Raw genomic sequence first — 21,716 nt, forward strand, 5'->3', positions numbered from 1 at the left:
CGCCACGTCCGAAAGCGAAGGCCGCTTTCCGGTCCGTGCCGACCCTCGACGAACGACGGCCGCTTGCCATCGGCGGGCAGGGCGGTCACAGATGCGCGCGGATCGGCCACGAAGGGACCCATGATGCTGCGACGGATTTTGCTGGGCTTGCTGGCTTTGGTCGTCGTTGCCGCCGTATCGCTCGCCTTCTGGGAGCCGCTGACCGCCGAAGCGCCGCCGGCGCCGGCGTTCAAGCCGACCGACGTCCGCATCGCGCGCGACAATTTCGGCGTGCCGCATATCTTCGGCAAGACCGACGCCGACGTCGCCTATGGCGTCGCCTATGCGCACGCCGAGGATGATTTTTCGACGTTGCAGGAAGTGCTCGCGATGACGCGCGGGCGCGCCGGTGCGATGCTCGGGCCGGATGGCGCGAAGATCGATTATGCCGCGGCGCTGCTCGATGTCCGCGCGACGACGGCGCGCGACTGGCCGCGATTGCCCGAGGATGTGAAAAAGCTGTTCACCGCTTATGCGGCGGGGCTCAACCATTATGCCGACAAGCATCCGGGGGAAGTGCGGCTGTCGGGGCTGTTTCCGATGACCGGCGAAGATGTCGTCGCGGGCTTCGTGCTGCGCTCGCCCTTTTTCTTCGGGCTCGATTCGGTGCTCGGCTCGCTCGTCGAAGGCGGCGAGATCGGGCGCGAGGGCGGCCCGGCGCTTGACAAGTCGGGCAAGCTCGTCCCGCGCGAACTGACCCCGGTCGGCCGCGACCCCGCCGACAACGGGTCGAACGGCATGGCGGTCGCCCCCGCAAGGTCGACCGACGGCGCGACGCGGCTCGTCTCCAACTCGCACCAGCCATGGACCGGCGGCGTCGCCTGGTACGAGCTGGTCGTGCATAGCGAAGAGGGCTGGGATTTCGCCGGCGCCAACTTCCCCGGCTCGCCCTATCCCTTCCTCGGGCACAATAAATATCTCGGCTGGACCAACACGGTGAACCGGCCCGACTTGATCGACGTCTACAAGCTGACCCTTGACGACAGCGGCGACAATTATCGCTTCGACGGCGCGTGGCGCCCGCTCGAGCAAAAGCGCATCTGGCTGAAGGTTAAATTCGGCCCCTTCGTGCTGCCCGTGCCGCGCACCATTTATCGTTCGGTCCACGGGCCGGTCGTGAAAAATGACAAGGGCGCGTTCGCGATCCGCTATGCGGGGATCGACCAGGCGAATATGGTCACCCAATATTACCGGCTGAACAAGGCGAAGACTTTCGCCGAATGGCGCGCCGCGATGGCGGGGCAGGGCGTGCCCGCGACCAATTTCATCTATGCCGATGCGAAGGGCAATATCGGGCTATTCTATAATGCGATGTTCCCCGACCGCCCGGCGGGGTTCGACTGGCGCGGGGTGCTGCCGGGGGACACGTCGGCCGACCTGTGGACGAAGACGCTGCCGTTCGACCGCGTGCCGGCGCTGGTCAATCCGCGCTCGGGCTATGTGATGAACGCGAACAACACGCCGTGGGTAGCGGCGGGACCGGGCGACGAACTCGACGCCGCGGCTTTCTCGCCGCTGCTCGGGATCGAGGACGACATGACCAATCGCGCGGTGCGGCTGATCGCGTTGTTCGAGGCGTCGGGGCAGATCGACGCGGCGCGGCTGAGGGCGATCAAATATGACACCGCCTATGCGAAATCCGGCTATGCGAAGGCGTGGATGGACCGGCTGCTCGCGCTCGATACGAAGGGCGATCCGGCGCTCGCCGAAGCTCAGCGGCTGCTGCGCAAATGGGACTGGAGTCTCGACGGCCGGGGCAAGGGCGACGCGCTCGCGCTGATGGTCTTGCGGCCCGCGAACGGCCGCCATTACCAGCGCCGCGCCGCGCCCGACCCGCGCGCGGTGCTGACCGAAACGGTCGCGCATCTGCAGGAATATTTCGGCGGGCTCGATCCGAAGCTCGGCACCGTGCTCCGCCTCCGCCACGGCGAGGGAGCGAACCGCGTCGACCTGCCGCTCGACGGCGGCAACGACACGGTGCGCGCCTCGACCCTGTGGGACGAGGAGCCCGACGGGCGGCTGAAGGTGCGCCACGGCGACAGCTTCATCATGTTCGTGACGTGGGACCGCGAAGGCCGCGTCCGCTCCGAATCGATCCAGCCGTTCGGCGCGGCGACGACGCGTCCCGACAGCCCGCATTACAACGATCAGGCACCGCTGTTCGTCGCGCACAAATTGAAGCCCGTGCTGTTCGATCCGGCGGCGCTGAAGGCGAGCGGGGCGCGTTTCTATCGGCCTTGAAAGCCGCGGAGCACTGTCCCAGAGACTGCCCTGGCGATTTGGAAGCGTTGTGACGGAGCCGATTTTGGTCCAGTGCAAGGAGCGAGGAGGGAGCGATGGGACCGCATCGTGACTGACGAGTAACGCTGCAGTGGGCCAAAATCGGCCCGCCCCGCAGGGGTCGCTCCGGGAAACCCGCCGGAGGGCGTCGCGGTGCTTGCACGGGGCCATCGGCCCGCGCTGCGCACCGCTCCTACCCGGCGGGTTTCCCGGAGCGATCACAACGCTTCCAAATCGCCAGGGCAGTCTCTAGACCATTGATACAGTGCCGTCCGGCACGCGATCAGCAGGCGCTCGCCTGCGTGCCTTGATCTAGGGGATATTCATGGCTCGTTTCCATCGTTTCGCCGTCGCCCTTGCCCTGTCGACCTCGCTCGTCGCCGCTGGTCCCGCGTTTGCCCGGAGTGCTGCCAAGGCTGCGGCGCCCGCGCCGACCGCCGACCTGATCAAAGCGGTCGATATTCCATACGAAGCCTTCACGCTCGACAATGGCCTGCGCGTGATCGTCCACGAGGATCGCAAGGCGCCGGTCGTCGCGGTGTCGGTGTGGTATCGCGTCGGGTCGAAGCATGAGCCGGCGGGCAAGACCGGCTTTGCTCACCTGTTCGAGCATCTGATGTTCAACGGCTCTGAAAACGCCCCCAATGACTTCTTCGAACCGCTGCGCCAGGTCGGCGCGACCGATTTCAACGGCACGACCTTCCTCGACCGCACCAATTATTTCGAGACGGTGCCGACCGGTGCGCTCGACCTCGCGCTGTTCCTCGAAAGCGACCGCATGGGGCATCTGCTCGGCGCGGTGACACAGGAGAAGCTCGATAACCAGCGCGGCGTCGTCCAGAACGAGAAAAGGCAGGGCGACAATAATCCCTATGGCCTGCTGCGTTACGAGATTTTCGAGAATCTCTTTCCCAAGGGCCACCCCTATCATCACAGCACGATCGGCTCGATGGCCGACCTCGACGCCGCGAGCCTCGATGATGTGAAGACATGGTTCACCGATAATTACGGCCCGAACAATGCGGTGCTCGTCCTCGCCGGCGACATCGACGTGCCGACCGCGAAGGCGAAGGTCGGCGAATGGTTCGGCGACATTCCGCGCGGTCCCGAGATCAAGGCGCCCGCGACTTCGCTGCCGACGCTGCCGGCGCCGCTCGCGAAGGAGGTCAAGGACCTGATCCCGACGACGCGCATCTATCGCATGTGGACGATGCCCGGGCTCAACGACGCCGAATCGGTGCCGCTCCAGATGGCGATGTCGGTGCTCGGCGGATTGTCCTCGTCGCGGCTCGACAACGCGCTCGTGCGCAAGAATCCGGTCGCGGTCAGCGTCTCGGCGGGCGCCTCGCCCTTCGAGGATGCGGGAATCGTGCTGGTCCAGGCGGACGTCAAGCCGGGGGTCGATCCCGCGCATGTCGCCAAAAGGCTCGACGAGGAAATCGCGGCCTTTCTCGCGAGCGGACCGACCGCCGACGAATTGCAGCGCGCGACGGCGAGCTATCTCGGCGGCGCGATCTCGCAGCTCGAATCGGTCGGCGGTTTCGGCGGCAAGGCGGTGACGCTCGCCGAGGGCGCGCTCTATTCGAACGATCCCGCTTATTATAAGGTCGAACTCGAGCGGCTCGCCAAGGCGACACCCGAGCAGGTGAAGGCGGCCGCGAACAAATGGCTGTCGCGCCCGGCCTTTTCGCTGACCTATACCCCCGGCGAGCGCACCGAAGGCGGCGAAAATCGCGGCGGCGCGGTCGTCGCGGCGAAGGGCGCGCCGGCGGTTCAGCCCGACCGCTACTGGAACCCCGCGCTCGGCGATGTCGGTCCCGACACGGGGATCGGCGCGGCGACCGCGATCGCCGACCGCTCGCAATTTCCCGGCGTGACGGGCCTGAAGGCACTCGAATTCCCCGAGATCGAACGCGCCAAGCTCAAGAATGGCATCGAGGTGGTGTTCGCGCGCCGCACGACGGTGCCGACGGTCAATGTCCAGGTCAGCTTCGATGCCGGCTATGCCGCCGACCCGCACAGCGCGCTCGGCACCCAGTCGCTGATGCTCAGCCTGATGGATGAAGGCACGACGAGCCTCGATTCGATCGCCTTCGCCGAAGCGAAGGAGCGGCTCGGCGCGCAAACCTATGGCTATGCCGACGCCGATGAAACCGCGCTCGGACTGTTCGCGCTCAAGCCGAATTTGCGCGCGTCGCTCGCGCTGCTCGCCGATTATGTGCGCAACCCGGCGTTCGATGCGAAGGAGCTCGAACGCGTGCGCGCGCAGCAACTGAACCGGCTCAAGGCCGAACTCAACGAGCCGCGCGCGATCGCCAGCCGCGTGCTGATGCCTGCGCTCTACGGTGCCGAGCATCCCTATGGCATTCCGCCTTCGGGCCTCGGCAATGCCAAGGCGGTGACCGAGGCGACGCGCGACCAGCTCGCGGCTTTCCATTCGGCGTGGATTCGTCCCGACAATGCGCGGATCTTCGTCGTCGGCGACACGACCCTCGCCGAAGTGAAGAAGGAACTCGACACGGCGTTCGGCGACTGGAAAGCGCCGGCGACGCCGAAGCCGACGAAGCATTTCGAGATCGCGGTCCCCAAGCCGCAGCCGCGCATCCTGCTCATCGACCGGCCCAAATCGCCGCAATCGGTGATCCTCGCGGGCAAGGTGCTGGGCGTCAAGGGCGGCGACGGGCTGGAAGTGCTGCGCGCGGCGAATGACATCTTCGGCGGCAATTTCCTGTCGCGCTTCAACATGAACCTGCGCGAGACGAAGGGCTGGTCCTATGGGGTGCGGACGCAGGTGACGGGCGAAAAGAACCGCGTCAGCTGGATCGCCTCGGCGCCGGTGCAGGCCGATCGTACCGGCGATTCGATCAAGGAGCTGCAAAGCGATCTCAAGGCCTTCCTCGGCGACAAGGGTGTGACCAAGGAGGAATTGCAGCGCACCGTGAACGGCAGCGTCCGCGAATTGCCCGGCAGCTTCGAAACCTCGAGCGATGTGCTCGGCGGGCTGCGCGCGATCGCCAAATTCGATCGCCCCGACGATTATTACGAAAAACTGCCCGCGACCTATGAGGCGATGACGCCCGAAGTGCTGGATGCGGCGGCGCGAAAGGCGCTCAGCACCGACGATCTCGTCTATGTCGTCGTCGGCGATGCCGCCGTGGTGAAACCGCAGCTTGACGGATTGGGTCTGCCGGTGGAAATGGTGACCCTCGATAACTAACATCAGTTTCAGTAAGGAGAGCCGCAATGTCTCAAGTCGATGGCAGCTATGATTGCGTCACCAAATCGCCGATGGGCGACCAGAAATCGGTTTTCACCGTCACCAGCGACGGCGGCAGCTTCACCGGCCAGAATGCCGGCGCGATGGGGTCGCTCGACGTCGAAAATGGCAAGGTCGACGGCAACAAGCTGAGCTGGACCATGAACATGAAGGTGCCGATGCCGATGACGCTCGAATGCGAAGCGACGATCGACGGCGACGCGCTGACCGGCACGATCAAGGCCGGCGCGTTCGGCTCGATGGCGATGACGGGCACGCGTCAGGGCTGATCCGCCCGGGCGAAACAAGCGAAGGGCCGCCTCGATCGGGCGGCCCTTTTGCTTTGCATAGCAATGCCCTTCGGCTCTGCGGGCTATTGGGGGGCTATCCAAAGCGGCGGCTTGGGCGCATAGGCTGCTGCGATGCACAAACCGGCCCAATCCCCCCAACGGAGCCTGCCGGGCGCCCGTGAAATGGTGGTTATGATGGCGATGGTCATGGCGCTCAATGCGCTCGCCATCGATTCGATGCTGCCCGCGCTGCCGGCGATCGGCGAGGCGCTGGGGGTGACGGTCGCCAACGACCGCCAGCATGTCATCTCGATCTATCTGCTCGGCATCGGCTTCGGGTCGCTGCTTTACGGCCCGCTTTCGGACCGCTTCGGGCGCAAGGGCGTGCTCGTCCCGGCGCTGTTCGCTTATCTGGCACTGTCGATCGGCTGCGGACTGGCGACGAGTTTCGAAATGCTGCTCGCGCTGCGTTTCGTCCACGGGCTGGTCAGCGCCGCGCTCGGCGTGATCGTCGTCGCGGTGATCCGCGACCTGTTTTCGGGCGACGCGATGGCGAAAAGGCTGTCGCTGATCTTCCTCGTCTTTATGATCGTCCCGATCATCGCGCCGACGATCGGCGCGGGCATCGCCGCGGTCGCGGGCTGGCGCGCGATCTTCATCGTGCTCGCGGTGATGTCGATCGTGATGCTGTTCTGGCTCCGCCGCCTGCCCGAAACGCTCGCCCCCGCCGACGTGCGGCCGCTCGATTTCAGGACGATGGTCGCGGGCTGGGCGACGGTGACGCGGCACCGCCGCGCCGCGGGCTATATGATCGCGTCGGGGATGATGCAGGGCGCGCTCTATGGCTATCTCAACAGCAGCGAACAGATCATCGCCGAGGTGTTCGGCGCGCGGGCGCTGTTCCCGCTGATCTTCGCCATCGTCGCGATCGGCATCGCGATCGCCAATTTCTCGAACGCCGCGATCGTCGAGCGGTTCGGGGCGCGGCGCGTGTCGCAGTCGGCGGTCTTCGCCTTCATGGCGACCTCGATATTGCAGATAATCGCGGCATTGAGCGGCGCGGAGACTTTGTGGATGTTCACCGCGCTGATGATGGTCAACGTCGGGCTCGTCGGCTTTATCGGCAGCAATTTCGGGTCGATCGCGATGGAGGATTTCGGCCATATGGCGGGAGTCGCCTCGTCGTATCAGAGCTTTGCCAAGACGCTGCTCGCGGCCACCGTCGGCGCGACGATCGGCCAGCAATATGACGGCACGACGCTGCCGCTCGCCTATGCCTTCCTGATCAGCGCTGTAACCGGGCTTGCCCTGGTTTACTGGGCCGAACGCGGCAAGCTGTTCACCCGCCCGGGAACCGCGCCGAAAAGTCCATATTGAGGGCGACGGCGGCTTGCGGTCGGTGAACATCTGTTTTGGGGTGGATTCCAGACCGCCCCTTATCCGTCATCCCGGCGAAGGCCGGGATCTCACCCTATCGGAACAACGTAATGGCGAGATCCCGGCCTTCGCCGGGATGACGATGATAGGGAGGCAGCTTCCGGTCGTTCTCAATCTGTCGTCATCCCGGACTTGATCCGGGATCCCCTGCGGCGTTGAAGTCATGGACCCCGGGTCAAGCCCGGGGTGACGATAAACGGGACGTCCGCTTCCGGTCGCAAGTCGCCTTTTGAATATTTCGCGCAGAGGCCGCCTACGCGGCCAAGGCAACTATCGGTCGAAACCGGCCGCAGGTGCTCCGTGCTTATCCGTGCCAAAAGAATAGGGGGCCGAAGCCCCCTTTCCCGTTTGACTATCCGAACCGTCAGTTGAACGACGGTGCCGGCGGGACCGGCGGCGGCGGTGCGTCGCTATCATCCTCATGCACCTCGATATGTCCCAGGCCGACATGGCTGCGCCTGCGGCTGTAGACGAAGTAGACGACCAGGCCGATCGCGGCCCAGATCAGGAAGAGGTTGATGCTCTTCTGGTCGAGGTTGAAAAACAGATAGATGCAACCCAGGATCGCGATCGGCGCCGTGATATAGATCAGCGGCGTCTTGAACGGACGGTGGCGGCTGGGGTCGGTGCGGCGGATCACCATCACCGCGATCGACACCGCGGCAAAGGCGAAGAGCGTGCCCGAGTTCGAGATGTTCGCCAGCTGCCCGACGGGGAAGAAGGCGGCGAACAATGCGACCGCGATACCGGTGATGATCGTGATCACGTGCGGCGTGTTGAACTTCGGATGGATCTTCGAGAAGGCCTGCGGAAGCAGACCGTCGCGGCTCATCACGAAGAAGATGCGGGTCTGGCCGAACATCATCATCAGGATGACCGAGGGCAGCGCGAGTCCGGCGGCGAGACCGATCAGATTGCCGACCTGCTCCCAGCCGATTTCACGCATCGTCCAGGCGAGGGCTTCCTTCGAACAGACGACCGCCTGATCGCCGATCGCCCCGCACGCGGCCGCGAGTTCGCGGCTGCCGGGTTCGAGCGCATGGCCCGCAGCGGCATCGATGCCGATCGGCTGCGCACCGACCGAGCCGATGACGCCGGCGGCGACGAGCAGGTAGAAGATGGTGCAGATGGCGAGGCTGCCGATCAGGCCGATCGGCATGTTGCGCTGCGGGTTCTTGGTTTCCTCGGCTGCGGTCGAAACCGCGTCGAAGCCCACATAAGCAAAGAAGATCGACGCCGCGGCGGCGCCGATCCCTCCGAAGCCGAGCGGCGCGAAGGGTTCGAAATTCTCCATTTGCATCACGGGCAAGGCGAGGACGACGAAAAGCGTCAGCGCCGCGACCTTGATGACGACGAGAAACGCATTGACCGTCGCCGATTCGCGCGTGCCGATGACAAGGAGCATGGTGACGAGGCCGGCGATGAACATCGCCGGCAGGTTGATCATGCCGCCGTCATAGGGCCCGAGCACCAAAGTCGAAGGTATGTCTATGGCGAAGGCATTCTCGATGAGGCCCACGACATAGCCCGACCAGCCGACCGATACGGCGCCCGCCGCGACGGCATATTCGAGGATCAGCGCCCAGCCGACCATCCACGCGATCAGCTCGCCCATCACGGCATAGCTGTAGGTATAGGCCGATCCCGACACCGGGACCATCGAGGCCATTTCGGCATAGCAGAGCGCGGCGAAGGCGCAGACGAAGCCGGCGATGACGAAGCTGATCATCATGCCCGGGCCCGCCTTTTGCGCGGCTTCGGCGGTCAAAACGAAAATGCCGGTCCCGATCACGGCGCCGATCCCCAGCATCGTCAGCTGGAAGGCGCCGAGCGTGCGCGTAAGCGACTTTTTCTCCGCTGTCGCCAAAATGGCATCCAACGGCTTTACGCGGTCAAATAGCATATTCTTCCCCTTTGGAGCGGCTGAGCTGCCGCCCGTCTCATGGCGGCGCAGACTAGCCGCTCCGCGCGTCAGCGCAACTTAATTTCAGGGGTAACCCGGCTTACCGTACCGTAAAGCGCGCGCGGTCAATCATGCGCCCGCCCGGATCGACGAGCGCGAGCATATGGGCGCCCGGGCGCGGCAGGATTTGCTGCCCGGCATCGGCGTCGCCGAGCGGCTTCTTGTCGAGAATCAGCCGGTATCCGGCGACCGAACCGCTGACCGTCACCGCGAGCCGCTGGCGGTCCAGCGGAATGTCGGGGTCGAGCGCATAGACGCTGCCGCTGACCGGGCTGGTGATGCGCGGGCGGCGCGCGGCCTCGGGCGCGGCGGCGATTTCGCTCTGGGCGGTGCCGGCGAGGAAATATTCGCGGCGCGGCGGCTCGCGTGTGCCGGGGAGGCTGACCCGCCGCACTTCGACGCCATCGGGCATTTTCGGCGGCTTGCCGGGGCGGCCGGCGTGGAGCGCGAGCATGACGTCACGCCAGACCGGCGCGGCGCCCGAGGTGCCCGAGACGGCGCGCATCGAATCGCCCTCGAGATTGCCGACCCACACCGCGACGGTGAAGCGGCCGGACCAGCCGACGCACCAATTGTCGCGCATCCCCTTCGATGTCCCCGTCTTCGCGGCCGCCCAGAAGGGGAGGCGGAGCGCGCTGTCGGCGCCGAAGGCGTCGGCGCGCGCGGTGGCGTCGGCGAGGATGTCGCCGACGATGAAGGCGGCGGCGGGGTTGACGATCTGGCGCGGGGCTTCTCGGTCGTTGCGCCCAGCGGCGAAGTGGACGGACGACCATTTTCCCATATTCGCCAATGTTCTAAATGCGTTGGCCTGTTCGATCAGGCTGACCTCGGCCGAGCCGAGGGCGAGGCTGAAGCCGTAATATTCGCCGTCCTCGACGATGCCGTGATAGCCGAGCGCCCACAGGCGGTCGCGGAACTGCTGGACGTCGTCGATGATCAGCGTGCGAACCGCGGGGACGTTGAGCGACGAGGCGAGCGCGTGGCGGACGCTGACGGGCCCCTTGAAACTGTGGTCGTAATTTTTGGGGACGTAGAGCCCCGACGCGGTGTCGAGCTGGACCGGGCTGTCGTCGAGGATCGAGGCGGCGGTGAGCCAGCCATGTTCGATCACCTGCGCATAGAGATGCGGCTTCAAGGTCGATCCGGCCTGCCGCCGCGCATTGGCGCCGTCGACCTGCGCCGCGGTCGAATCGAGGCCGACGCCGCCGACATAGGCGAGCACCGCGCCGGTGGCATTGTCGAGCACGACGACCGCGCCGTCGCGCACGCGGTTCGCGCCGAGCCCCGAAAGCTGGCGGCGCAAGGCCACGATCGCGGCGGTCTGGATGCGGCGGTCGATCGTCGTCGTGACGCGTTTGCCCGGCTTGTCGAGCAGGCGCACCGCGAGGTGCGGCGCGAGGCCGGGGTCGAAGCGCGCGGCATGCTCGCCCGAGACGAGCGTCGCGGCGGCGGCGCGGATCGCGGTGCAATCCTTCGTCCTCCCGCCAATATTCCGGGCGATACGGCAGGCGCGGCGGCCGAGTGCGTCGGCGTCCGCCGCCGGGTTGGGGAGCAGGCCGGCGAAGAGCGCGGCGTCGGTGCGATTCATTTGGGCGGGCTTCTTGCCGAACAGGCTTTGCGCGCCCGCGCCGATGCCCTGCGCCTCGCCGCGTAACGGCACGAGGTTGAAATAGGCCTCGAGCATGTCCTCGTGCGACCAGTTTGCCGCGAGCGCCTGTCCGGCGCGCATCTGGCGAATCTTGGTGCGCCAGTCGCGCTTGCCGGGCTGCGCGAGGCTGGGGTCGAGGAAGGCCGCGAGCTGCATCGCGAGCGTCGAGGCGCCGCGCGAGCGATCACCGGTCCGCCCCAAAGTCAGGCGCGCGCGGGCTGCGCTCGCGGTGGCGAGCCAGTCGACCCCGCCGTGCGACCAGAAGCGGCGGTCTTCACTCCGCACGACGGCGTCGCGTACGGCGGGGCTGATGTCCCCCAGCGGCACCCATGCGAGACGGCGGCGTTCGAAATCGACGCGTTCGCTGTCGAGCAATTGGCCGGTGCGGTCGTAGAGCCACGCCTCGCTGGGGCGCCAGTCGGCGCGGACGGTGGCGAAGTCGGGCATCGCGGGGGGGCGGGTGAGGAGGTGGGCGACGGTGACGAGGATGAGTGCGGCGAGGGCAAGCCATGCGAGCGCGTCGAGCCAGCTGCGTTTACGGGGCAAATCCATCGACTAAATTAGCGTGTGCTCCCGCGAAGGGGGGAGCCCATCTCCTGTGGGTTCAACCTTGCACCGGCCGGAGATGGGCCCCTGCCTTCGCAGGGGCACAGGGATAGAGAAGCGGAACCCACCTCCCCCGTTCGCATCAAGCGAAGTTGAGATGCTCGACACGAGCGGAAACAGGGGGCGGTGGCGGGTAAGCATCACGACCCCACGTTCGCCACCGTGACCGGCGCGTTCGGCCACTGGCCGCGGATTGCGGGCGAATACATCGCCTCGACCCGCGTCGGGGGCAGGGTGAAGCGGCCCGAGCCGTTCAATCGCACGACATATTCGACCGCGTGGGTGCCCGCGGGCATCCAGCCGAAATAGCCGCGCCAGCTGTCCTTGCCGCGCTCGACATAGCTCGGCTGCGCGCCGTCGCCGCCCGCTTGGCTGCCAAGCATTTCGGACTGGCCGCCGAGGTTGCCGACGATCGTCGCACCCGGCGCGATCGGGTCGCTCACCACGACCCACGTCCGCCCGGCCGCCGCGACGACCTCGATCCGTACCTTGATCACGTCGCCGCGCGTCAGCCGATCCTTGTTCGCCGCCTTGACGATACTCACCGAACGCTTGATCCGGTAGCCCGCGTTGAGCGGCTCCTTCAGGGGCACCGCGGCCTTGACGCTGACGGTGGCCCATGGCGCGCCGGTGCCGTCATGCTTGAGGCTCATCGTCGCGGCATTGAGCGCGACGCGGAGCGGCGACACGGGTTCGGCCGGAAGCGGCCAGCTTTGCGACGCGGTATCGCCGGCGAGGCCGATGTTGGTGACGCCGGTGATCGCGCTCGCCGGATAGAGGGTGGCGAAGCGGCGGACGGTCACGGCGCCCCAGGCGTTCGCCGGGGTGGTGTCCCAATGGCCTTTGCGCTGGCGCTGCGCGACGCCGACCATCAGCTTGCCCGCGTCATCCTCCCAGCCCTTGCGGCCGAGCACGGCTTCCAAGGCCTTGATCGCCATTTCGTCGCCGCTGGTCATCATCCACCAAGGCGCCTTCGCATCGTCGACGAGGTCGAGGCGCGTGCCTTCATAGACGAGCCGTTTGCGGAGTTCAGCCTCGGCCGCGGTGCGCAGCGCGGGAGCGTTCCGCACGCCCGGCGTCTTTTCGAGCGCGACGAGCCAGTCGGCGAGCGTGCCGGTCGCCATGTCGGCAGGCGCGACGTCGATCGCGGCGACGAGGCTCGCGCTCGACGCTTTGTTCCGCGCCAGCGCCGCCAGTGCCGCGATGCGCACCGGGCGGATGTCCCACGGGCCATAGCCCTTGCGCGTCAGCCGCCCTTCGACGACCGCCTGCAAGGCGTTGACCATCTTCGTTCTCGATGCTTCGGGGATCGCGAAGCCGTTCGCGGCAGTCACGCTCATCACATAGGCGGTGAGTTCGATCGAGCCTTCCATTCGCTCATTGGGCCAGTAACGCAGCAGCCCGTCGTCATCGAGATAGGTCGGCATCGCGCCCGCGAGCGCCTGCCAGCGTCCGACATCGCCGAGCGCGACCGCGCGCGACGTCTGCTGTTCGAAGCAGGTGTAGGGATAGGCGCTCATATAATCGCGCACCCCGGTGAGCGGCGGGGCGAGCGTGCCCGCGAGCGCGATATCGACATAGCCGCCGGGCAGCGCGCCCGTGGGGATCGCGATCGGCAGCGTTGTCGCAGGGCCGACGCGGAACAGGCTGGCGGCCCAGGTTTCGATCGGGACCGCGGGCTCGATCGTCTGTTCGAAGACAAGCCGGTCGCGCGCCTTGCCATTCTTCGATACCGCCTCGACGGTCCATTCGATCGGGCCGGTGGTCTCGGGCGCGGTCATCGACCAGCTGATCGGCACCGCGCCACCCGCGGGGATGGTGACGGTGAGCGGCGGCGCGGTCGCGATCGCCGGCGACAGCGTCGGGGTCGCGGTGACCTCCATCGCCTTGTCGGTGCCGTTACGGAGCGTGAAGCGCGCATCGTAAGTGTCGCCGGTGCGCACCAGTTCGGGCATGCCGGCGAAGACGCCGAGATCCTGCACGGTGCGGACGCTCGTTTCGCCGGTGCCGAAATATTGCGACCCGTCGGTCGCGATCGCGACGAGACGGAAGCCCGAGAGATTGTCGCTGAGCGGCACGTCGACGCTCGCGCGGCCCTTGGCGTCGAGCGGGACATGGCCTTTCCAGAGCAGCACGGGGCGGAAATCCTCGCGCGTCAGCCCCGAGAGGTCGCCGCCGCCCCCACCGCCGGGTTCGAGCGCCTTGCGGCCATAATGGCGCTTGCCGACCACCTGCATCTGCGCGGTCGAGGTGAGCACGTCGAGCGTGCGTTCGCCCATCATCGCCGAGAGGATTTCCCAGCTTTCGTTGGGCGCGAGCTGGAGCAAGGCCTCGTCGACCGCGGCAAAAGCGACGTCGGCGTTCTTCGGCGCCTTGCCGCCCGGTGTCTCGACCTCGATCTCGACTTTCGCGGTTTCGCGGACCGAATATGTCTCCTTGTCGGCCTTCACCTTGACGCCGAGCTGATGGCCTTCCCAGCCGACCTTGATCCGCGCGATGCCCATGCGGTAGGCGGGCTTGGCGAGATCGACCAAGGCGGTCGGCGGCGCGCCCTCGCTATTCTCGATCTTGAAGCCGGCCGCGCGCTTGAGCTTGCGGAACCAGCTTTCGCCGCCGGTGACACGCCCGCGCACCGCCATCACCGAGACATAAACGTCGGGGGCATAGGCCGCGGGCAGCTTGACCTTGACGACGGGGTTGGTGCCCTTCAGCGGCACGACAAAGCTGGAGAGGACGCCTTCGCGCTCGACGGTGACGAGCGCGGTCGCTTCGCGGAACGGCATGCGGACCTGGAATTTCGCGGTGTCGCCCGCGTCGTAACGCGGCTGTTCGGCGATCACGTCCATGCGATCGCCATTGTCGCCGCCGAACCACCAGTCGTCGTCGCCCGCGAGCCACACCGAGCGCACCGCGCGCGCCTCGTTGCCGTCGGCGTCCTGGGTGGTTGCGACGACGGTGACTTCGCCCGAAACGCCGGGCGCCATCGCGCAGCTCGCGCGGCCGAGCTTGTCGGTGGTCGCGCTGCATGTCGCGCCGAGGCGCGTGGTGCGCATCTGGTTGTCATAGGCGTAGAAGCCGCCGATCAGGCGGCGCCGCGCGGTGATAATCTCGCGGTTGTAGAGCGCGACGTCGACCCGCTGGCCGCGGATCGGCTTGCCCTCGAGGTCGAGCGCGATGAAATTGAGCCTGAGGTCGTTGTCGCGCATCAGCCAGCCGTCGGTCTTGACGCCCAGCCGGACCGCCGACGGGTAGAGCGTGATGCGGCGGCTCGAGGTCAGCGTCTCGCCATTCGCATCCTCATAATCCATTTCGGCGGCCATCAGCGTCGGTTCGGTGATCGGCTGGTCGACCGTGACGCTCGTCGTCGCGCTGCCATTGGCGTCGAGGGTGAGCGGGACCGAGCGCGCGAGCGGCAGGTCGGCCGACGGCGTATCGCCGCTGTCGTCGAGCTGGACGGTGCCTTCCTTGACCGGCTGGCCGTCGAAATCCCAGTCGCGATAATCCTCGGGCGGCGACCAGGTCGCGCGGAAATTGGTGCGCAGCTCGACGGGCATATTGGGGGCGGGGCCGCCCGAAAGATAGCCGACGAAGAGATTGAGCGGCACCGCGGCGGGGCGCACGAGCGCGGTTTTCGGGCCGGTGATCGTCGCCTTCATCGTCGGTAGACGATATTCGTCGACGCGGACCGACTGATTCGACCAGATCGTCTTGTCCTCGCCCTTCTTGTCTTTCGTCACGAAGACGAGTTCATAATCGCCCATCGGCGCCGAGGCGGGGACGTTCCAGACCGTCTCGCCGCTGCCGGTGGCGGGAATCGCGAACGGCATCTCGAATTCGGTGTCCGAGCCGCGGTGGACGAGGCGGAGCTTGCCCGCGAGCGGTTCGGGGGTGCGGAAGCCCAGCCCGACCGGGCGGCGCAGGATATGCTTCATGTGGACCGTTTCGCCCGCCTTGACGAGCGCGCGGTCGAAGACGGTGTGGAGGATGTCCGCCCGCTCCGACCAGCCATAGGGGAGGTCGAAGTCATAGGGGCGGATGCCCTTGCCCCAGTCGGTGAGCGTGAAGCTGAAATCGCCCTCCGCGCGCGCGCTGACCATCAGGGCGTGGCCTTCGCTTTTGGCCATGTCGGGATTTTCTTCGCAGCTCGAATAGGTTTCGGGCTCGGGCAGGCCCGACGGAAAGGCGAGGCGGCCCGCCTTGTCGGCGGTGCCGCGCGCGAGCAGGCGGCCGGTACAGCTGTCGGTGACGCGGATTTCGGCGCCCGATACGGGAAGCCCGGTGTCGAGCGCGGTCACCCACGCGAGCGAGCCTTCGCGGCCCCATTTGAAATGCACCGCCATGTTGGTGACGAGCGCGGAGGTCGCGACATAGCGCGTCTCGCGGCGGCCGAGCAGCGCGGCCCCGAGTTCGGGGCTCGCGATCTCGACGACATGGAAACCCTTTTCGGCGAGCGGGATGCCGACGACCTCGAATGCCTTGCCGCCGCCCGGCGGGGTCAGCTGCATATCGCGGCGTTCGCCGCCCGACGGGGCGCCGACGAACACCGATCTGGTGCCGGTGTAATTGACCGTGACATCTTTGCCCGCGGCGTTCTTTTCTTCACGAAAGTCACTGTCGTCGGCGTCGTCGACGCGGCGAAGCCAGCGCGCGATCGCGGCATCGTCGTCGCCGACGCGGAGCGCGGCCACGGGCATTTTGAGGTTCGACTGGACGAGGCTGGCTTCGACCCCGCGCACGGTGACGGGCAGGACGCCGCCCTCGCCGGCTTCGAGGATGCCGAATTCGGCGGCGAATTTGACCAGCGGCGGGGCGCGGTCGATGTGGAATTTCAGCGGGAAATTCGACTGGTTCTGCAGCTTGCGGCCGCTCTGGTCGGTGACGTTCGCGGGAAGCCGAAGCGTCGCGTCGACATTTTGCGGCAGCGGGCCGGTGAAGCGGACGGTGGTCAGCCAGTCGTCGTTTTTGTCGTCGTCGTCGATCCTGGGCGTCAGGCGCTTGCCGTCGGCGGTGTCGAGCGTCGCGGCGAGGATCGTCGCGCGCGATACGGGCGAGGCGAAGCTCAGCACGACATCCTTGATCGGGTTGCAGCCCGCCTGCGGGTTGACGCGGCTGCACGACATTTTGGCGGTGAAGGCGGGGCGCACGTCATAATCGAAGCGCTGATCGCGGCCCGCGGTGCGACCGGGAACGCCGGCTTGCGTAATGCGCGCGTCCCAGACGAGCGCCATCTCGCGGCCCGGCGGCAATGGCCGGCGGCATTTGACCGGGACGATGCGGTCGAGCGCGGCCTCGCGGTCCGCGCCCGCGGCGGGGAAGCGCTGCGGCAGGCCGGCGTCGTAGGTGAAGGACTGGCGCGACCAATTATTGTCGCCGAGCCCGGTCAATATTTCGGTCGCGGTTTCGCGCGGGAGGACGTCGAGCGGGATCTTCTCGCCGATGCCGTCGACCGAACAATAGCCGTAGCGACCGACCGAGGCGCGGTCGGCGGCGACGTTGGTCGCGACGAGAAAGATCTGGCTCTCCTCGATCCCGCCGCTCATGCCGCCGACGAGCACCGCGCGCGCCGAGGGGCCGCCGGTGTCGAGCGCGAAGCGGCTGTTGCCCGCGACCGCGATGCCGCGCGCGGTCTTGAGCCCGTCGCGCAGCTCGACGTGGCAGGCGAGCCCGCCGGGCAGCGGTTTGTCGAATTCGAGCACCCAGGTGCGCGTGTCGACCCAGCGGCCCGACGACGGAAGCTTGCAGTCGTTGGTGGCGGGCGCCGGCGCGCGCGGGTCGCCGAGCGGCACCATGTCTTCGGAGAAACGCAGCGTGAAGCGCGTGATCGTGCCGTCGCCGGTCCCCGAGCTGCCGGGAGTCGCGAGCGTGACCTGCGGGACGGTATCGGCGGTCGCGGTCGCGGCCATCGCGAGGGTGAGGGGCAGGATCAGCGCCAGTTTCGCCTTGCCGGCCAAGGCCGTAGCCAGCTTGCGCCATCCCTGCTGCATCGCGTCGTCTCCCCTTTGGCCCGGATATCTATCCTGCTGGAAACAGGGGCAAGAGTCCACCCGTCGCCGCGCGCTCAGCAGGGTGTGTCGCGGCGTGCGAAAAAGCTGTGACCACCGTCATAGGCAGCGCCGAATATCAGCGCGCGAGCATCGGCCCGAGCTTTTGTCCGGCAAAGATGTGGACGTGGAGGTGCGGGATTTCCTGATGGCTGTCGAGCCCGGTGTTGGCGAGCAGGCGGTAGCCGGGGGCGACGAGGCCCTGGTCGCGCGCGACTTTGCCGACCGCGCGGACGAAACCCGCGATTTCGGCGTCGCCGCCGCGCTCGGAGAAATCGTCCCAGCTGACGTAGGCGCCCTTGGGGATCACGAGGATGTGCAAGGGGGCTTGCGGGTTGATGTCGTGGAAGGCGAGCGCATACTCGTCCTCGTAAACCGTCTTCGACGGCAGTTCGCCGCGCAGGATGCGCGCGAAGATATTGCTGTCGTCATAGGGAAGCGTCGCGTCGATCGGCATGGGTGCGTTCCTATTGCTGGCGGCCGGCTTTTTCGGTGTGGCCCGAGGTGCCGTGGCGGCGGTCGAGTTCGGCGGCGATCATGTCCCACGACAGGCCGCGTTCGGCGAGCAGGATCGAGAGGTGGAAGACGAGGTCGCTCGCCTCGCCGATCAGTTCGGGATCGTCCTCGCTGACCGCCGCGATCACCGCTTCGACGGCTTCCTCGCCCAGTTTCTGCGCAATCTTGCCGCGGCCCTTGGCGGCGAGGCTCGCCACATAGGAGGCTTCGGCTTCGCCCGCCGCGAGCCGGTCGTGGATGACCGCTTCCAGCCGCCCCAGCGTTTCGCCCATTGCCTTGCTCATCGTGCGATCCTTTCGCCCCGGTCTGTGGCCCGCGTGCCTAGCCCCCCTCGATGGCTGCGACAAGCGGGCGAGCGCCGCCAAAAACTTACCGCGGCGGTAACCATATCGAAACGCCCTTTGGCCTAGTTTCCGACGCGCCGGGGGGCGTGATCAACTTTTAGCCGGAAGAAGACAATGAAAACTGGCACCCGCTCGCAGGTGTTTCTGGTCGCGACGGCCTCGGCGATCGCCTTGTCGGCGAGCCCCGCGATGGCGCAGGCCGACGGCGACGCGATCATCGTCACCGGCTCGCGCATCGCGAAGAGCGAGTTCACCAGCGCCGACCCCATCCAGGTGATCGACCCCCAAACGGCGAAACTTCAGGGGCAGGTCCAGCTGGCCGATGTCCTGCAATCCACGCCGGCGGCGCAGGGATCGATCCAGATTACCTCGGCAATCTCGAACCGTTTCGTCGCCAATGGCGGCAATGATGTGCAGACACTGTCGCTGCGCGGCCTCGGCGCCGAGCGCACGCTGGTGCTGATCAACGGCCGGCGTGCGGGCCCCGCGGGCATCCGCGGCTCGGTCGCGCCCTTCGATCTCAATGTGCTGCCGCTGTCGGTGGTCCGGCAGGTCGAAGTGCTGAAGACCGGCGCTTCGTCGATCTATGGCGCGGATGCGGTCGCGGGGGTGGTCAACATCCTGACCCGCGACGACCTCGACGGCTTCGAGGGCGGCGGCTTCTCGTCGATCACCGAACATGGCGGCGGCGAAAGCTATGGCGTCGATGCAAGCTTCGGCAAGACATTCGATCGCGGCCATATCTTTGCGACGGTCGATGTTTTTCGCCAGCAGAACCTCACCCGCCGCGATCGCGGTTTCCTGTTCTGCTCGGAAGAATATCTCAAGCGCGAGGCTGACGGCAGCCGCGCCGACATCGTCGATTTTCGCACCGGCCGCCCCGCGTGCAACAGCACGCAGGCGAATATGATCGTGTTCAGCGATTTCTCGGGGGTCGACGAAAACGGCTTTCCGACCTTCGGCCCCGGGCTGATCGCGCCGAACGGACAGGCGCTCTTCGCGGGGCAATATGGCAATGAGTTCGCGGGAGTCGGCATCCCGATCAATGCCTATAATCCGATCGGGGTGTTCGGGCCGGCCGATTTTTTCGGGGTCAATTTCGACGGTCCGTCGACCGGCGCGCTCAACCAGTTCGAGCCCGCCGAACAGGATATGGACGTCTTCTCGGGCGTGCGCCGGATCAGCACCTTCGTCGAGGGCGCCTATGATGTGACGGGCGGCATCACCGCCTATGGCGAATTCCTGTTCAGCAACCGCAAGTCGCACAACAATGGCGTCCAGCGGATCGAGCTCCAGCAGTTCACCGGCGCGTCGATGCTGCCCTTTTTCCTGTGTGACCCGACCGCTTATAATTGCGATCCCACCGACATGGGCGACCCGCTCAACGGCGAGTTCGGCGGCAATGTCATCCTGCGCCCCCGCGTGCTCGTGAAGTCCGAAAGCCAAGCCGACGTGGATTATTATCGCGGCGTACTCGGGCTGCGCGGCGAGTTGGGCGGCGGGTGGAAATGGGACGTCCATGGCCAGCACAGCCGCTCGGACGCGAGCTATACGCAGGACGTCATCTATCAGGATTCCATCGCGTCGCAGACGCTGCGCACGCGTTCGTGCGCCGGCACGACGACCGCGATCCGCGGCGCGGGGTGCATCGACATCGACTTTACCGACCCGCGCGTGCTGCGCGGCGATTTCACGCCCGAAGAGCGCGCCTTCCTGACGGGCCGCGAAACCGGCCGCACCTTGTTCAAGCAGACATCGGCCGAAGCGCTGCTGACGGGCAAGCTGTTCGCGCTGCCCGCCGGGCCGGTGGGCGCGGCGTTCGGCGCGAATATCCGCCGCGACGAAATCGACGACACGCCGGGCGAAGCGACGCGCGCGGGCAATGTCGCCAACTTCACGACCTCGGGCATCACCGCGGGGCGCACCGTGTCGAAGGAACTGTTCGGCGAAATCGAAGTGCCCTTGCTCGAAGGCGTGCCGATGATCGAGCGGCTGACGCTGTCGGGCGCGGCACGCTATACGCATGTCGAGGCGACCGCGCGGACGGGCGCGCGGGATGATTTCAGCGATACGACGTGGAAGGTCGGCGCCGACTGGGCGGTGACCGACTGGCTGCGTTTCCGCGGCACCTGGGGCACTTCGTTCCGCGCCCCGGCGCTGTTCGAACTGTTTCTGCAGGATCAGACGGGCTTTCTCGGCCAGCAGGACATCGACCCGTGCATCCAGAGCGCGGCGCGGCTCGCGGCGGGCGCCATCAGCCAGCGCATCTTCGACAATTGCGCCGCCGACGGGATCGCGCCGGATTATGCCGGCGGGATCGCCCCGGCGACGATCATCTCGGGCGGCGGACTCGGCCGGCTCGAGCCCGAAACCTCGACGGCGAAGACGGTGTCGGTGATTCTGACCCCCGATCTGTCGGGCGCGCTGTGGGGCGGGCTCAAGACGCGCCTCGCGGTCGATTATTTCGACATCAAGGTGAAAGACGAGATCACGCTGCTCGGCGCGGGCAACATCCTGACCAGCTGCTATGATTCGGAGACCTTCGCAAACGAACCCTTTTGCGGCCTGTTCACGCGCACGGCCGCGGGCCCGGACGCGCAGAGCGTCGCGGCGGTCACCGACCGCTATGTCAACATCAGCCGCCAGCGCAATCGCGGCGTCGACCTGTCGCTGGCGATCGATCAGGACCTCGGCAATCTGGGCGCACTGACGTTCCGCGCGCAGATGACCTGGCAGGTCCGGGACAAGGTCGAACTCTTCCCCGGCACCATCATCGACGACAATGGCAAGATCGGCAATCCGAAGTGGGTCGGCGATTTCAACCTCGGCTGGATGAAGGACGGCTGGACGCTGTTCTACGGGCTCGACGTCATAGGTGCCGCATCGAACGAGGAAGATCTGCTCCGCGCCCAGGGTGGCGACGCATGCCGTACCTCGAGCTTCCGGCCGGGCGGACGTTTCTGCCCCGACGTCAGCGTGCCTGCAACCTTCACTCATTCGCTGTCGCTGAGCCGCGATGTTGCCGACCGTTTCCGCATCACTCTGGGGGTCGCGAACCTGTTCGACACGCCGCCGCCGCGCGTATCGACCGTGGTGACCGCGACGCCGCCGGTGATCGGGCAGGCCCCGGCGTTCGGCACGCAATATGACTATCTGGGCCGGCGCTTCTTTCTGGGGGTGCGCGGGAAGATTTAAGCGGCTGCTTTGGGGTGGGGAGCGGACGTTGTCCTCGTCGTTGGCTGGCGACTATGATGCCCCTGAATCGCGTGCGAGCGAACGCTTAGTCTTCAATTCGA

10 protein-coding genes are annotated in these 21,716 nt (G+C 66.7%); 5 read left to right on the forward strand and 5 right to left on the reverse strand.

Features of this window, described 5'->3' with window-relative positions:
* The first annotated feature begins 123 nt into the window (after positions 1-123).
* The 4 genes from GGR90_RS07580 (at position 124) to GGR90_RS07595 (ending at position 7,242) form a co-directional block, all read left to right on the forward strand.
* On the forward strand, positions 124-2,280 hold the full coding sequence (locus tag GGR90_RS07580) for an acylase (RefSeq protein ID WP_209023583.1): 2,157 nt from the start codon (positions 124-126) through the stop codon (positions 2,278-2,280).
* Positions 2,281-2,644: 364 nt separating this feature from the next.
* On the forward strand, positions 2,645-5,536 hold the full coding sequence (locus GGR90_RS07585; protein WP_167920713.1) for a M16 family metallopeptidase: 2,892 nt from the start codon (positions 2,645-2,647) through the stop codon (positions 5,534-5,536).
* 26 nt (positions 5,537-5,562) lie between these two features.
* The gene (locus GGR90_RS07590; protein WP_167920714.1) at positions 5,563-5,865 is read left to right on the forward strand and encodes a hypothetical protein; all 303 of its coding nucleotides are present in this window, start codon (positions 5,563-5,565) and stop codon (positions 5,863-5,865) included.
* A 183-nt stretch (positions 5,866-6,048) separates the two neighbouring features.
* Complete coding sequence (locus GGR90_RS07595) at positions 6,049-7,242, forward strand: multidrug effflux MFS transporter (protein ID WP_245198433.1); 1,194 nt, start codon at positions 6,049-6,051, stop codon at positions 7,240-7,242.
* 424 nt (positions 7,243-7,666) lie between these two features.
* On the opposite strand, the gene GGR90_RS07600 is transcribed toward GGR90_RS07595, so the two are convergent.
* The 5 genes from GGR90_RS07600 to GGR90_RS07620 form a co-directional block, all read right to left on the reverse strand.
* Complete coding sequence (locus tag GGR90_RS07600) at positions 7,667-9,205, reverse strand: amino acid permease (protein WP_167920716.1); 1,539 nt, start codon at positions 9,203-9,205, stop codon at positions 7,667-7,669.
* 100 nt (positions 9,206-9,305) lie between these two features.
* Positions 9,306-11,465: a penicillin-binding protein 1C gene (gene pbpC, locus GGR90_RS07605; protein WP_167920717.1), complete on the reverse strand. Its 2,160-nt coding sequence runs from the start codon at positions 11,463-11,465 to the stop codon at positions 9,306-9,308.
* 194 nt (positions 11,466-11,659) lie between these two features.
* Entirely contained in the window at positions 11,660-17,503 is a 5,844-nt protein-coding gene (locus tag GGR90_RS07610) for an alpha-2-macroglobulin family protein (protein WP_167920718.1), read from the reverse strand.
* Between the two features lie 136 nt (positions 17,504-17,639).
* Positions 17,640-18,017 carry a histidine triad nucleotide-binding protein gene (locus GGR90_RS07615; protein WP_167920719.1) on the reverse strand — a complete coding sequence of 126 codons (378 nt, stop codon included), beginning with the start codon at positions 18,015-18,017 and terminating at the stop codon, positions 17,640-17,642.
* A 10-nt stretch (positions 18,018-18,027) separates the two neighbouring features.
* A complete protein-coding gene (locus GGR90_RS07620; protein WP_167920720.1) occupies positions 18,028-18,360 on the reverse strand; it encodes a phosphoribosyl-ATP diphosphatase in 333 nt (110 codons plus the stop codon).
* 174 nt (positions 18,361-18,534) lie between these two features.
* Here GGR90_RS07620 and GGR90_RS07625 point away from each other — a divergent pair, with 174 nt between their 5' ends.
* On the forward strand, positions 18,535-21,615 hold the full coding sequence (locus tag GGR90_RS07625; protein ID WP_167920721.1) for a TonB-dependent receptor domain-containing protein: 3,081 nt from the start codon (positions 18,535-18,537) through the stop codon (positions 21,613-21,615).
* Positions 21,616-21,716 lie beyond the last annotated feature (101 nt).

It is taken from the genome of Sphingopyxis italica (assembly GCF_011926545.1).
GTDB classification, from domain to species: Bacteria; Pseudomonadota; Alphaproteobacteria; order Sphingomonadales; family Sphingomonadaceae; genus Sphingopyxis; species Sphingopyxis italica.

Bases quoted from the DNA above. Each gene is read 5' to 3' on its own strand.
- GGR90_RS07620 (WP_167920720.1), bottom strand. From the start codon at position 18,360: ATGAGCAAGGCAATGGGCGAAACGCTGGGGCGGCTGGAAGCGGTCATC.
- GGR90_RS07600 (WP_167920716.1), bottom strand. From the start codon at position 9,205: ATGCTATTTGACCGCGTAAAGCCGTTGGATGCCATTTTGGCGACAGCG.
- GGR90_RS07580 (WP_209023583.1), top strand. From the start codon at position 124: ATGCTGCGACGGATTTTGCTGGGCTTGCTGGCTTTGGTCGTCGTTGCC.
- GGR90_RS07595 (WP_245198433.1), top strand. From the start codon at position 6,049: ATGGTGGTTATGATGGCGATGGTCATGGCGCTCAATGCGCTCGCCATC.
- GGR90_RS07590 (WP_167920714.1), top strand. From the start codon at position 5,563: ATGTCTCAAGTCGATGGCAGCTATGATTGCGTCACCAAATCGCCGATG.
- pbpC (WP_167920717.1), bottom strand. From the start codon at position 11,465: ATGGATTTGCCCCGTAAACGCAGCTGGCTCGACGCGCTCGCATGGCTT.
- GGR90_RS07610 (WP_167920718.1), bottom strand. From the start codon at position 17,503: ATGCAGCAGGGATGGCGCAAGCTGGCTACGGCCTTGGCCGGCAAGGCG.
- GGR90_RS07625 (WP_167920721.1), top strand. From the start codon at position 18,535: ATGAAAACTGGCACCCGCTCGCAGGTGTTTCTGGTCGCGACGGCCTCG.
- GGR90_RS07615 (WP_167920719.1), bottom strand. From the start codon at position 18,017: ATGCCGATCGACGCGACGCTTCCCTATGACGACAGCAATATCTTCGCG.
- GGR90_RS07585 (WP_167920713.1), top strand. From the start codon at position 2,645: ATGGCTCGTTTCCATCGTTTCGCCGTCGCCCTTGCCCTGTCGACCTCG.